This window comes from Caulobacter sp. 05T431 (assembly GCF_056665975.1).
In genome coordinates, this window is record NZ_JBFTKU010000003.1 from 248176 (window position 1) to 260565 (window position 12390).

At 69.0% G+C, this 12390-nt stretch carries 12 protein-coding genes; 9 read left to right on the forward strand and 3 right to left on the reverse strand.

Translation table 11 applies throughout. From position 1 onward, the window contains the following. The first annotated feature begins 40 nt into the window (after positions 1–40). Positions 41–574: a hypothetical protein gene (locus tag AC1U89_RS05060; RefSeq protein WP_479898641.1), complete on the forward strand. Its 534-nt coding sequence runs from the start codon at positions 41–43 to the stop codon at positions 572–574. Here the strand turns inward: AC1U89_RS05060 and AC1U89_RS05065 are convergent. Then, positions 571–1503 carry a LysR family transcriptional regulator gene (locus tag AC1U89_RS05065; RefSeq protein ID WP_479898642.1) on the reverse strand — a complete coding sequence of 311 codons (933 nt, stop codon included), beginning with the start codon at positions 1501–1503 and terminating at the stop codon, positions 571–573. The genes AC1U89_RS05060 and AC1U89_RS05065 overlap by 4 nt on opposite strands. A 105-nt stretch (positions 1504–1608) precedes the next feature. Between AC1U89_RS05065 and AC1U89_RS05070 the strand changes: the two genes are divergently transcribed. Together AC1U89_RS05070 and AC1U89_RS05075 are read left to right on the forward strand one after the other, a co-directional pair. Continuing rightward, entirely contained in the window at positions 1609–2226 is a 618-nt protein-coding gene (locus AC1U89_RS05070) for a glutathione S-transferase (RefSeq protein WP_479898643.1), read from the forward strand. Between the two features lies 1 nt (position 2227). Next, positions 2228–3157 carry a pyridoxamine 5'-phosphate oxidase family protein gene (locus tag AC1U89_RS05075; RefSeq protein ID WP_479898644.1) on the forward strand — a complete coding sequence of 310 codons (930 nt, stop codon included), beginning with the start codon at positions 2228–2230 and terminating at the stop codon, positions 3155–3157. 4 nt (positions 3158–3161) lie between these two features. Here AC1U89_RS05075 and AC1U89_RS05080 read toward each other — a convergent pair whose 3' ends face one another. Then, positions 3162–4535, reverse strand: a complete 1374-nt coding sequence (locus tag AC1U89_RS05080; protein WP_479898645.1) for a serine hydrolase — start codon at positions 4533–4535, stop codon at positions 3162–3164. A gap of 224 nt (positions 4536–4759) precedes the next feature. On the opposite strand from AC1U89_RS05080, the gene AC1U89_RS05085 reads away from it, so the two are divergent. Both AC1U89_RS05085 and AC1U89_RS05090 read left to right on the forward strand, forming a co-directional pair. Further along, entirely contained in the window at positions 4760–6562 is a 1803-nt protein-coding gene (locus AC1U89_RS05085; protein ID WP_479898646.1) for a methyl-accepting chemotaxis protein, read from the forward strand. Between the two features lie 65 nt (positions 6563–6627). Continuing rightward, positions 6628–7830, forward strand: a complete 1203-nt coding sequence (locus AC1U89_RS05090) for a glycosyltransferase family protein (RefSeq protein WP_479898647.1) — start codon at positions 6628–6630, stop codon at positions 7828–7830. Between the two features lie 2 nt (positions 7831–7832). Here the strand turns inward: AC1U89_RS05090 and AC1U89_RS05095 are convergent, their stop codons facing one another. Then, complete coding sequence (locus AC1U89_RS05095; protein WP_479898648.1) at positions 7833–8585, reverse strand: hypothetical protein; 753 nt, start codon at positions 8583–8585, stop codon at positions 7833–7835. Positions 8586–9083: 498 nt separating this feature from the next. On the opposite strand from AC1U89_RS05095, the gene rpsL reads away from it, so the two are divergent. The 4 genes from rpsL to AC1U89_RS05115 all read left to right on the forward strand — a co-directional run. Next, a complete protein-coding gene (gene rpsL, locus AC1U89_RS05100) occupies positions 9084–9455 on the forward strand; it encodes a 30S ribosomal protein S12 (RefSeq protein ID WP_007661566.1) in 372 nt (123 codons plus the stop codon). Between the two features lie 12 nt (positions 9456–9467). Further along, on the forward strand, positions 9468–9941 hold the full coding sequence (gene rpsG, locus AC1U89_RS05105) for a 30S ribosomal protein S7 (protein WP_029907280.1): 474 nt from the start codon (positions 9468–9470) through the stop codon (positions 9939–9941). A gap of 114 nt (positions 9942–10055) precedes the next feature. After that, a complete protein-coding gene (gene fusA / locus AC1U89_RS05110) occupies positions 10056–12134 on the forward strand; it encodes an elongation factor G (RefSeq protein WP_479898649.1) in 2079 nt (692 codons plus the stop codon). A gap of 118 nt (positions 12135–12252) precedes the next feature. After that, on the forward strand, positions 12253–12390 hold a 138-nt coding region (locus tag AC1U89_RS05115; protein ID WP_479898656.1), incomplete at its 3' end, for a GTP-binding protein.

Sequence of the window (12390 nt, forward strand, 5' to 3'; positions counted from 1 at the left end):
GCGCGCGTCGCGTCGGTCGCTCGCGTTCGGGGGGAAAGTGATGATGGGACGAGGACTAGGGGCTGTCGCGATCCTGGCGACGGTGGCGCTGCAGGCCTGCGCGCCGAAGCCGCCGCCGGAACCCAAGCCGTCCGACGGTTTCCTGCAGGCGGCTGACCAGGCCTTCGTCGACGCCGCCTGGGCCAAGGTCGCGGCGACCTACAAGGAGCCCGCGACGGTCGAATACAGGGGCCTGTCCATCAGCGAAGACGCCGGTGAACGGACCCTGTGCGGAGAATCGGCAGAACCCGATCAGCTGATGCGAGGCTTCGTGGCCACGCGCGCGGCGGGCAAGACCACCTTCGAGGTCATCCGGCAACAGGACAACATCAGCCCCCGGGCCGTGAAGGCGTGCACGCCGCTGATCCGCAAGCACATGGGCCAGCCCAGTGTCGACACGCCGGAAATCCAGCAGGCGATTGTCCAGAACGGCTGCGACGGCATCGACCCGGTCTATTGGCGAGCCCACAAGGACCGCTGCTACAAGACCGTGACCGTCGCCGGCGGCGTCGCCACCCCGGCGCCCGCCCCCTAGGCGGCGTTATCCGGCCGTGTTGCGGGGCCTTCGGTCTCACGCAGCACCGCCAGCCGCTCCAGCCTCGGGGCGGCGAAGTCCAAGAACGCCCGGACGAGCGGCGGCATGAACCGGCCGCCCACCGTGACCAGCTGCACCGGCAGGGGCGGGGGCTCGAAATCGGGCAGCAGGCGGATCAGCCGACCGGCCGCCAGGTCCTCGGCGACCTGGTACGACAGGGCCCGGCCGATCCCGCGCCCGGCCAGCATCGCCGCCAGGGCCGCCTCGACATTGTTGACCCGCAGCCGGGGCTCCAGCCGCACGGCGCGGGCCTTGCCCCTGTGCTCGAACCGCCATTCGGGCGAGGCCGAGACCACGGTGGTCAGGATCGTCTCGTGCTCGGCCAGGTCGGCGGGCTCCTGCGGTGTTCCGCGTCGCGCGAGGTAGTCGGGGGCGGCCGCCACCAGCCGGCGCACCTGGCCCAGCCTGCGGGCCAGCAGGCTGGAATCGGCCAAGGGCCCGATCCGCAGGGCCACGTGCAGTTCGCCCTCGATCAGGTCCAGATTGCGGTCGTGCAGGGTGAGGTCGGCCTGGACCCCGGGGTGCTCGGCCAGGAAGTCGGCGACCACCGGGGTCAGATGACGGCCGCCGAACACCGTCGGACCGGTGACCCGCAGCGTGCCGCGCACCGCGTCGGGGGCGGGGGCCTGGAGCGCGGTCTCGTAGTCGGCCAGCAGCCGGCGGGCCCGGTCGGCCAGGTCGCGGCCGGCCTCGGTGGGGGCCAGGCGGCGGGTGGTGCGCTCGATCAGCCGCGCGCCCATCCGTTCCTCCAAGGCCGCCAGGGCCCGGGTCATGGCGGCGGGCGAGCGCCGCAGCTTGCGCCCCGCCGCGGCCAGGCCGCCGGCGTCGATCACCGCCACCAGCAGGGCCAGCTCGTCCAGACGGTCCATTCCAAAATCCGCAATTATGTCTTGCCGATTTGCTCAATTCATTTCGTTGAACGCAATGGCGAAAATGCTTCCGCAAGCTGGCCCGAAACCTTGGGGGAGAAAACCATGTCCGACACCGCCATCGTCCTGCACGGCACGCCCTTGTCGGGGCACACCCATCGGGTGGGGTTGCTGCTCAACGCCCTGGGCCTGGCCTATCGTTTCATGGCGGCGCCCAAGGAGGTCCGCGCCAGCCCGGCCTTCCTGGCGCTGAACCCGCTGGGCCAGATCCCGGTGCTGCAGGACGGCGACCTGACCCTGGCCGACAGCAACGCCATCCTGGTCTATCTGGCCCGCCGCTACGCCCCCGACGCCGGCTGGCTGCCGCTGGAGCCGGTCGCCGCCGCCCGGGTGCAGCGCTGGCTGTCGATCGCGGCCGGCGAGGTGATGCACGGCCCCGCCATCGCCCGGATGATCGCCCTGTTCGACTTCCCCGACGACCCGGCCCGCGCCGCCCGCATCGCCGCCCGCGTGCTGACCTTCATGGATGGTCACCTGGACGGCCGCACCTTCCTGGCCGCCGACCACGTCACGATCGCCGACCTGGCCTGCTACTCGTATGTCGCCCACGCCCCGGACGGCGGCGTGGACCTTGCGCCCTATCCCGCCGTGCGCGCCTGGCTGGCGCGGGTCGAGGCCCAGCCGTGGTTCCGGCCGATGCCCGACTTCGCCGAGGCCGCGTAACATGGACGGCCCGTTCCATCGCGGCGAGCTGATCGCCCAGGCCATGGCCGGGACGGGCACGCCGGGCATGACGGGCATCCGCCCGTTCATGCCTGACCAGCATCGCGACTTCTTCGCCCTGCTGCCCTACCTGTTCATCGCCACCACCGACGAGGCCGGCTGGCCGGTCGCCACCGTGCTGACGGGCCCGCCCGGCTTCGTCCAGAGCCCCGACCCCGTCACCCTGACCGTAGCGGCCCGGCCCCGAGCGGGCGAGCCGGGCGCAGAGCTGTTCGCGGCCGGTCGGCCGTTCGGCGCCCTGGGCCTGGACTTCGCCACCCGCCGCCGCAACCGCGCCAACGGCCGGATCGCCACGGCTGTGGAGGGCGGGCTGACGCTCCACGTCCTCCAGAGCTTCGGCAACTGCCCGCAATACATCCAGACCCGCGCGGTCGAGACGGCTCCGGCCGCGACCGCGCCGGCCGAGGCGATMGCCTTCCCGACGCCGGAGGCCCTCGCCCAGATCGCCCGCGCCGACACGATGTTCGTGGCCACGAACGCGGCGGGCCAAGATGGCGGCTTGGAAAACGGCGGCGTCGACATCTCCCATCGCGGCGGCCTGCCGGGCTTCGTCAAGGTCGCCGGCGATGTGCTGACCATCCCCGACTTTCGGGGCAACCGGTTCTTCAACACTCTGGGCAACCTGGTGCTGGACCCGCGCGCGGCCCTGCTGTTCGTCGATTTCGAGACCGGCGACCTGCTGCACCTGCAGGGCCGCGCCGAGATCGACTGGGAGCCGCCTCCCGAGGGCTGGCCCGAGGGCGTCCAGCGCCAATGGCGGTTCAAGGTCGAGCACGCCTGGCGCCGCCCGGCGGCCCTGCCGCTGCGCTGGAGCTTTGGCGACTATTCGCCGGTGACGCTGATGACCAAGGCCTGGAACGCGGCCGCCTAGGGCCTTACGGCGCCCGCACCAGCGGCTGGGGCGGGCCGTCGCCGCGCGGGAAGTAATCCAGCCGCACCACCTTGCCCGCCGCGTCGCGCACCGGGGCCAGATAGGTCAGCTCGTCGGGCTTGAAGTACAGCCGGCCGTCGGCGGTCATCTGCAGCGGGAGCACGTTGCGGGAACCGCGCTGGGCGTAGAGCTGGCCGTCCTTGGCCGACAGGGTCTCGATCACGCCGTCGGGGAAACGATAGGTTCCAACCAGGGCCGCCACGGTCTCGGCCGGCTGGGCGACGGGCTTCACGACCGCATAGGGTTGCCCCACGGCGATCGCGGCCAGGCGACGGCCCAGGGTCTGGGCGTCGAAGTCGTCGTCATTGGCCAGGACGACGATCATCACGTCCTGGTCCGGCAGATAGGCGAGCATCGAGGCGAAGCCGTCGATCTGGCCGGTGTGGCCGATCATCGGCGCGCCGCGCACGGTCCACAGATAGAGCCCCAGGCCATAGCGGGAGCCGGCCCCGGCGCCGGGCAGGTCGGGCGCCGGCGTGCGCATCGCCGCCAGCGAGGCCGGGGCGAGCACCCGCCCGCCGACCAGGGCCCGCATCCAGGCGTTCAGCTCGTCGGCGGTCGAGATCAATCCGCCGGCCGCCGCCGGGACCGAGGAACTGATCCGGTTAGCGTTGCGCACCGTGCGGGTCTTGTCGTCGCTGGTGTAGCCCGCCACGCGACCGGGTATCAGCGGGCCGGCGGCGCCGTAGGCGGTGCGTTTCAGGCCGACCGGAGCGACCACCTGGTCCTGCACCGCCTCGTACCAGCGCTGGCCGGTGACCTTCTCGATCACCGCGCCCAGCAGAATGAAGCCGGCGTTGGAATAGGCCCAGCGGGTCCCCGGCGCGAAGGCCGGCGGTCGCGACTTGACGTCCTCCAGCAGCGTGGCGGTGTCGACGTCGCGCCGCGAGAAGTCCGGCGTGATGGTGTGGACGATGTCCGACACCCCGGCGGTGTGGTTCAGCAGCTGGCGGAGGGTGATCTGGTCGCCGTTGACGATGTCCGGGACATAGGCCGACAGCTTGTCGTCCAGCGACAGTTTGCCCTGCTCGGCCAGCTTCAGCACCGTCGCGGCGGTGAACATCTTGGTCACCKAGGCGATGCGGAACACCTGGTCGGGCGCAAGGGGCACGCCGAGTTCGAGATCGGCCTTGCCGACCGCGCCGCGATAGATCACCGCGTCGCCCCGGGTCATCAGTACAACGGCGCCCGGACCCTGGGCCGGGGCGGCGCGGATCAGGGCGTCGCGGGCCTGCTCGGCCGCCGCCGGCGGCGCGGCCTGGGCGGCGAGGGGCAGGCAGGCGATGGCGAGGGCGGCGATCAGGGCGGGCGCGCACATGGTCTTTCCTTGGCCGGAACCGTGTCACGCCTTTGGTAGCGTGGCCTTGGCGGCCTGAACCGTGAAATCTCGGACAGGATCCCGGCCTGCCCGGCCAGCCTCTTCGGATGTGCGGCGCAATGTCGCGGCAAGTCCTCGTCACGCCAGTGACTTAGAAGGTTAAGCCTTGCTTCAGGCGTTGCGGTGCAATGAAGGGTTTGATCTCCCCAAACATCGGCGCCCCAATGCGTTCAGACATCTCCACCAAGGTCAGCCTCACGGTTGTGGCGGCCTTCATGACCCTGCTGCTGGCCCTGCTGGCCATCGTCGGCAAGAGCTCGCTGGACTTCGCCAAGGCCCAGGCAGTCAGCCAGCAGGAAGCCAGCATGCGCGTGGCCTGGGACGCCGTCGGCGGCCAGGGCGCGGCCTTCGCGCGCGAGGGCGACAAGCTGACCGTGAACGGCAAGCCGCTGAACGGCGACATCGCCACCGTCGACCACGTCAAGGACCTGGTCGGCGGCACCATGACCATCTTCATGGGCGACACCCGCGTGGCCACCAACGTCCAGAAGCCGGACGGCAGCCGGGGCGTGGGCACCCCATTGGCCAAGGGACCGGTCTATGACGCGGTGCTGGGCCGGGGCGAGTCCTATCGCGGCGAGGCCAAGGTGCTGGGCAAGCCCTATTTCGCCGCCTACGACCCGATCAAGAACGCCTCGGGCGAGGTGATCGGCATCCTCTATGTGGGCGTGGCCAAGGCCGACTACTTCCAGCCCGTCTATCGCCAGCTGATCTGGCTGGCCGTGGCCGGCGTGGTCCTGGCCGGCCTGGGCGTCGCCGCCTCGGTGACCGTGGTCCGCAAGCAGCTGTCGCCGCTGCGCGACCTGCGCGAGGCCATGAAGCGGGTGATGGGCGGCGACCTGTCCGTCGCCCTGCCGTTCGCCGGTCGGCGCGACGACATTGGCCTGATGGCCGACGCGGTCCATGCCTTCCGCGACGAAGCTCGCGAGAAGGGCCGTATCGAGGCCCAGGCCGAAAGCCACCGCCAGGCCGCCGAGGCCGAGCGCCGCCTGTCTGCCGACCGCGACAGCCAGCAGGCCGAGCAGCAGGCCCTTGTGGTCTCGCGCCTGGCCCACGGCCTGGACCGGCTGTCGGCCGGCGACCTGACCGTGCGCCTCACCGAGGCCTTCGCCCCCGACTACGAGCGGCTGCGCTCCGACTTCAACCAGGCCGTCGAACGCCTGGAGGACGCCATGGGCGCGGTCGTCGCCTCGGTCTCGGGTTTGAACGCCGGCGCCGGCGGCATCGCCTCGGCCGCCGACGACCTGTCGCGCCGCAGCGAGCAGCAGGCCGCCGGCCTGGAGGAGACCGCCGCGGCGCTCGACGAGATCACCGCCACCGTCCGCCGGACCGCCGAGGGCGCCAAGGAAGCCCACCGCGCCGTCCGCGAGGCCCAGGTCGAGGCGGGTCGCTCGCGGGAGGTCGTGGAGTCGGCCGTCCAGGCGATCGGCGGCATCGAGGCCTCGTCGCGCCAGGTGGCGCAGATCATCAGCGTGATCGACGAGATCGCCTTCCAGACCAACCTGCTGGCCCTGAACGCCGGCGTCGAGGCCGCCCGGGCCGGGGACAGCGGCCGGGGCTTCGCGGTGGTCGCGCAGGAGGTGCGGGCCTTGGCCCAGCGCTCGGCCGACGCCGCCAAGGAGATCAAGATCCACATCGACGATTCCGCCCGCCAGGTGGAATCCGGCGTCGGGCTGGTCGGCGCGGCCGGCGAGACCCTGCAGAAGATCGCCGCCCAGGTCGCCGCCATCAACGGCGTCATCACCGAGATCGCCGCCTCGGCCCAGGAGCAGGCCGCCGGGCTCTCGCAGGTCAACAGCGCGGTCAACCAGATGGACCAGACCACCCAGCACACCACGGCCATGGTCTCGCGCTCGGCCAGTTCCAGCCAGGCGCTGCTGACCGAGGCGCAAGGCCTGGCGGATCTGGTCCAGCGTTTCCAGGTCAGGGCCGGCGCTAGCCGGACGGGAGTCGGTCGCGCCGCCTGATCCGCGGTCACACCCCGTTAACCAAAGACGCCCAAGCTACCCAAAGTTGTTTTTGGGCGCTTGCAATGCGTGCGATCTTCATCAAGGGTCGGTCCCAGTACGACGCGACCCGGCTGTTCACCGATGAATTGGCCGCGGCCTTCATGCGACAGGGCCACCAAGCGGTCGTCATCGACGCCGTGGAGGATGACGACTTCGGCGCGATGGCGGTGCGCGAGGCCGCCGGCGGGGCCGACCTTATCCATTCGATCGGATGCCTGGGCGATCTGCGCGACGGCCTGGGCCGGTCGCTGGGCGAGATGGTCGGCGCGCCGCACGTGCTGCATCACGTCGACTACCCGCTGAGCCACTTGAACCAGCTTGCCCAGACCTCCGCCCTGACGGCCGTACTGACCGTCGATCCCAGTCATGCCGAGGCCGTGGCCTCGACCTTCGGGCCCGATCATTTCGCCCATGTCGCCTTCTGCCCGCACGCCGGCGTCGGCGCGCCGACCGAGGAAGACGAGGACGCCGAACGGTTCGCCGCCGGCCGAAAAATCCCCATCCTGTTCAGCGGCTCGTTCTATCCGCCGGGCGCGCCGGGCTGGCGGGAGGAGGGGCCCGGCATCCGCGCGGTCTTCGATGCGGCGATGGACATCATGCTGGCCGCCGAGTTCGTGCCCGCGCTCGAGGCCATGGACCAGGTCCTGCGCGGCTACGGCCAGGATCCGCTGGATCCACGTTTCGAGCTGATGCGAAAATACGCGGGCTGGCTGCACGAGCAGGTGCGACGGACCCGGCGCCGGGCCCTGTTCGACGCCGCGGGCCGAGCCGGCCTGCCGATCTACTTCGTCGGCTCGGGCTACGAGGGCCATATCGAGCGCTATCCGACGTTCAAGCTGGCGGATCCCGTCAGCCTGTCCGACGCCCTCCACCTGATGCGCCACGCCCGGGTGTTGTTGAACGTCAACGCCAATTTCGGTCGGGGCTCGCACGAGCGCCCCCTGACGGCGATGTTGGCCGGCGCCGCGGTGGCTTCCGACCACAGCGCCTGGTGGGCGGAACAGTTCGTCGAGGGGCAGGACATGCTGCTCTATGGCTGGACCGACCTCGACGCGGGCCTTTCACGCCTGGCGGCGCTGGCCGAGGATCCTGAGACGGCCTGGCGGATGGCCCGATCGGCGAAGGCCAAGGCGCTGGCCGGCCACCGGTTCGATCACCGCGTCGCCGCGATCATCGCGGCCGCCGACGCGGCCAGGGTCCGCCATCCGGCGACGTTCAGGCGCTGACCTCAGCGCTGGTCGTTCTGGCGCTCGGCCTTCTTCCGGCGGTCTTCCGCCTTCTGGGCGTCGTTCAGCCGCTTGAGGGCCTGCTGCTCGGCCGAGAGCGATCGGCCCAGTCCGTCCTGTCCGGCGCCCAGCACCCAGGGGATGTCCTTGCCCTTGCCCGGATCGTCGCGATTGCGGTGATCMACGCCAACGCCCATCGGGGCGTCGCGATAGGCCCGGTCGGCCTGCTGCCGGATCGCCTGGGCGTCGAAGCCCCGCCGCTTGGCCCCGTCCATCGGCGCGTCGTAGACGGGCGCGTTGCGGGCCATGGCCCCGAACTTCTCGTCGCAATGCTCCTGTTCGCGTCGGTTGAGGCCGACGGCCTCGGCGTTGGCGCAGCCGGCGCTGCTGCCGCGCAGGGCGGTGCGCAGGTCGCCGCGCGGGCCTTCGGGCAGCGGCGCGGGATGGGCCCCCGTCTCGCGATTGGGCGGGGCGGGCGGTCCCGGAACCGGCCCGACGCCCAGCGCGCGCACGGAGGGCGGCGGGGTCAGGCGCGGCGTCCGCGGCTGGACGGGCAAGGCCGCCGTGGCGGGGTCGGGGGTGGCGACGGTCTCGGGCGTGGGGCGGCGCTCGACGAGGCTGCGCTCCAGGGTCACGTCGATGGCGTCCTCGTCGTTCGACCGGTCCTGGAATCGCGTCATCACCGGCCAGCCCAGGACGGTCAGGATCGCGGCGTGCAGCAGCAGCGACACGACCAGGACGGCGCCGTTTCTCAACCGGGTTCTGCGCGCCGTGGCCTGGGACAAGGGAAAGCTCGACTGGAACAACGGGCGGCAGCCTTGCCACCGCAAGTGGCGAAACCGTGGCCCTTGAACGTAAGATGGGATGCTGGACCGCTTGCGCCACTAGGGTTTTCGGGGATTGATCCCCAGGGGGAGACCCCGTCGCCGCCTAGGGTCCCGGGCCGGTCTCCAGGGGCCGAAGCGGAGCCGTGAAGGGCGCGTTTTGTCGACCTAAGCCCGCGATTTGACTCGGCATTGACGTGGATGGCGTTCGCGAGTAGTTTCCGCGCTCTTTTCGAGGCGGACCCTGTCCGTCCTGATGAGCGCCCGTCCCTTACCCGACGGATCAGCCCGCCGGAACGCTGCCCGCGTCCCGGCGAGTTTCGTGTTTATCAGGTCCTCATCCGAGGCCGAGAAAGCCGGAATAAAAACGACAAGGACCCCGAAGCGCTTCGGCCGACAGGCACACGCTTCCATCAGAGCAGAGACTTAATGCCTACCGTCAACCAGCTCATCCGCAAACCGCGCCAGCCTAAGCCGGTCCGGAACAAGGTGCCCGCCCTGAAGGGCTGCCCCCAACGCCGCGGCGTCTGCACGCGCGTCTACACGACGACCCCGAAGAAGCCGAACTCGGCTCTGCGTAAGGTCGCCAAGGTCCGTCTGACCACCGGCATCGAAGCCGTTTGCTACATCCCGGGCGAAGGCCACAACCTGCAGGAGCACTCGGTGGTGCTCATCCGCGGCGGCCGCGTCAAGGACTTGCCCGGCGTCCGTTATCACATCCTGCGCGGCGTCCTCGACACCCAAGGTGTCAAGGATCGTAAGCAGCGTCGTTCGCTCTACGGCGCCAAGCGTCCGAAGTAAGGAAGAAGAAGTATGTCCCGCCGCCGTCGCGCCGAGAAACGCCAAGTCCTGCCGGATCCCAAGTTTGGGGACCTGATCGTCACGAAGTTCATGAACTACGTGATGTACGAGGGCAAAAAAGCCGTCGCCGAAAACATCATCTATGGTGCTTTCGACATCCTGGAAGCCAAGCGCAAGGACCAAGGTCCGCTGGAAACCTTCCACACCGCCCTGGACAACGTCGCCCCGGCGATCGAAGTCCGGTCGCGCCGCGTCGGCGGCGCCACCTATCAGGTGCCGGTGGAAGTCCGTCCGGACCGTCGCCGCGCCCTCGCCATCCGTTGGCTGGTGACCGCCGCCCGCAAGCGCGGCGAGAACACCATGACCGAAAAGCTKGCCGGTGAGCTGCTCGACGCTTCCAACAACCGCGGCACCGCGGTGAAGAAGCGCGAAGACACGCACAAGATGGCCGAAGCCAACCGGGCGTTCTCGCACTACCGCTGGTAACCTTTCTTACCAGCACTCTTTCAGGCGCGGGCGGTTTGAGATAAACCGCCCGCGCCGCACGTTTAAATGTCCCTGCCCCAGCTTGGGGTCGGGCTGTCACGCAGAGCTAGATCCATGGCCCGCCAGCATAAAATCGAAGACTACCGTAACTTCGGCATCATGGCGCACATTGACGCCGGTAAGACGACGACGACCGAGCGGATCCTGTATTACACGGGTAAGTCGCACAAGATCGGCGAAGTCCACGACGGCGCCGCGACCATGGACTGGATGGACCAGGAACAAGAGCGCGGCATCACCATCACGTCGGCCGCGACGACCGCGTTCTGGAACGACAAGCGCCTCAACATCATCGACACCCCCGGACACGTCGACTTCACGATTGAAGTCGAGCGCTCGCTCCGCGTCCTCGACGGCGCCGTGACGGTTCTGGACGGCAACGCCGGCGTCGAACCGCAAACCGAAACCGTCTGGCGCCAGGCCGACAAGTATCGTGTTCCGCGCATCGYGTTCGTCAACAAGATGGACAAGATCGGCGCCGACTTCGACAAGTCGGTCGAGTCGATCCGCGACCGCCTGGGCGCCAAGGCCGTTCCGATCCAATTCCCGATCGGCGCCGAAAGCGCGCTGAAGGGCCTGGTCGACCTGGTCCGCATGAAGGCCGTGGTCTGGGACAACGACGGCCTGGGCGCGTCGTATCGCGACGAGGAAATCCCGGCCGACCTGATGGACAAGGCCGTGGAGGCCCGCGCCTATCTGGTCGAGAACGCCGTCGAGCTCGATGACGACGCGATGGAAGCCTATCTGGGCGGCGAGGAGCCGACCGAGGAAACCATCAAGAAGTGCATCCGCAAGGCCGTGCTGACCGGCGCCTTCTATCCGATCCTCTGCGGCTCGGCCTTCAAGAACAAGGGCGTCCAGCCCCTGCTCGACGCCGTCGTCGACTACCTGCCCTCGCCGGTGGACATCCCGCCGACCAAGGGCATCGACTTCAAGACCGAAGAAGAAACCACCCGCAAGGCCTCGGACGACGAGCCCCTGTCGGTCCTGGCGTTCAAGATCATGGACGACCCCTTCGTCGGTTCGCTGACCTTCTGCCGCATCTATTCGGGCAAGATGGAAACCGGCATGAGCCTGCTGAACTCGACGCGCGACAAGCGCGAGCGGGTCGGCCGCATGCTGCTGATGCACTCGAACAACCGCGAAGACATCAAGGAAGCCTACGCCGGCGACATCGTCGCCCTGGCCGGCCTGAAGGACACCCGCACCGGCGACACCCTGTGCGATCCCCTGAAGTCGCCGGTCATCCTGGAGCGCATGGAGTTCCCGGCCCCGGTCATCGAGATCGCCGTCGAGCCCAAGTCCAAGGCCGACCAGGAAAAGCTGGGCGTCGCCCTGGCCAAGCTGGCCGCCGAGGATCCGTCCTTCACCGTCTCGACCGACTTCGAAAGCGGCCAGACGATCCTGAAGGGCATGGGTGAACTGCACCTGGACATCAAGATCGACATCCTGAAGCGGACCTACAAGGTCGAAGCCAACATCGGCGCGCCGCAGGTGGCCTATCGCGAGTCCCTCGGCAAGCGCGCCGAGATCGACTACACGCACAAGAAGCAGACCGGTGGTACGGGCCAGTTCGCCCGCGTCATGATCACCTTCGAACCGGGCGAGCCGGGTTCGGGCTTCGTGTTCGAGTCGGCCATCGTCGGCGGCGCCGTGCCGAAGGAATACATCCCCGGCGTCCAGAAGGGCCTGGAATCGGTCAAGGACAACGGCCTGCTGGCCGGCTTCCCGCTGATCGACTTCAAGGCGACCCTGACCGACGGCAAGTACCACGACGTCGACTCGTCGGTCCTGGCCTTCGAAATCGCTTCGCGCGCCGCCTTCAAGGAACTGCGTGAAAAGGGCGCCCCCAAGCTGCTCGAGCCGATCATGGCCGTCGAGGTCGTGACCCCGGAAGAGTACCTGGGTTCGGTCATCGGCGACCTGAACGGTCGTCGTGGCATGATCCAGGGCCAGGACATGCGCGGCAACGCCACGGTGGTGAACGCCTTCGTGCCGCTGGCCAACATGTTCGGCTACGTGAACACCCTGCGCGGCATGTCTCAGGGCCGCGCCCAGTTCACCATGCAATACGACCACTACGAGCCGGTGCCGCAACACGTCGCCGACGAAGTGATCAAGAAGTACGCGTAAGCTTTTTCCCCGGAAAAAGCGTACGACGGGAAATAGGGTGGGTTCTGTCGAACCCACCCGCCTACCACCCCAGAAGTCCAACCATTGAAGGCCCCTCTGGGGTCCTGGAGCTAAGAAGATGGCCAAGGAAAAGTTCGAACGCACTAAGCCGCACTGCAACATCGGCACGATCGGTCACGTTGACCACGGCAAGACGACGCTGACGGCGGCGATCACCATCACGCTGGCCAAGTCGGGCGGCGCGACGGCCAAGAAC

Coding starts and splice junctions, on each gene's coding strand:
- AC1U89_RS05065 (WP_479898642.1), bottom strand. CDS start 1,503: ATGGACCGTCTGGACGAGCTGGCCCTGCTGGTGGCGGTGATCGACGCC.
- AC1U89_RS05085 (WP_479898646.1), top strand. CDS start 4,760: ATGCGTTCAGACATCTCCACCAAGGTCAGCCTCACGGTTGTGGCGGCC.
- AC1U89_RS05060 (WP_479898641.1), top strand. CDS start 41: ATGATGGGACGAGGACTAGGGGCTGTCGCGATCCTGGCGACGGTGGCG.
- rpsL (WP_007661566.1), top strand. CDS start 9,084: ATGCCTACCGTCAACCAGCTCATCCGCAAACCGCGCCAGCCTAAGCCG.
- AC1U89_RS05070 (WP_479898643.1), top strand. CDS start 1,609: ATGTCCGACACCGCCATCGTCCTGCACGGCACGCCCTTGTCGGGGCAC.
- AC1U89_RS05090 (WP_479898647.1), top strand. CDS start 6,628: ATGCGTGCGATCTTCATCAAGGGTCGGTCCCAGTACGACGCGACCCGG.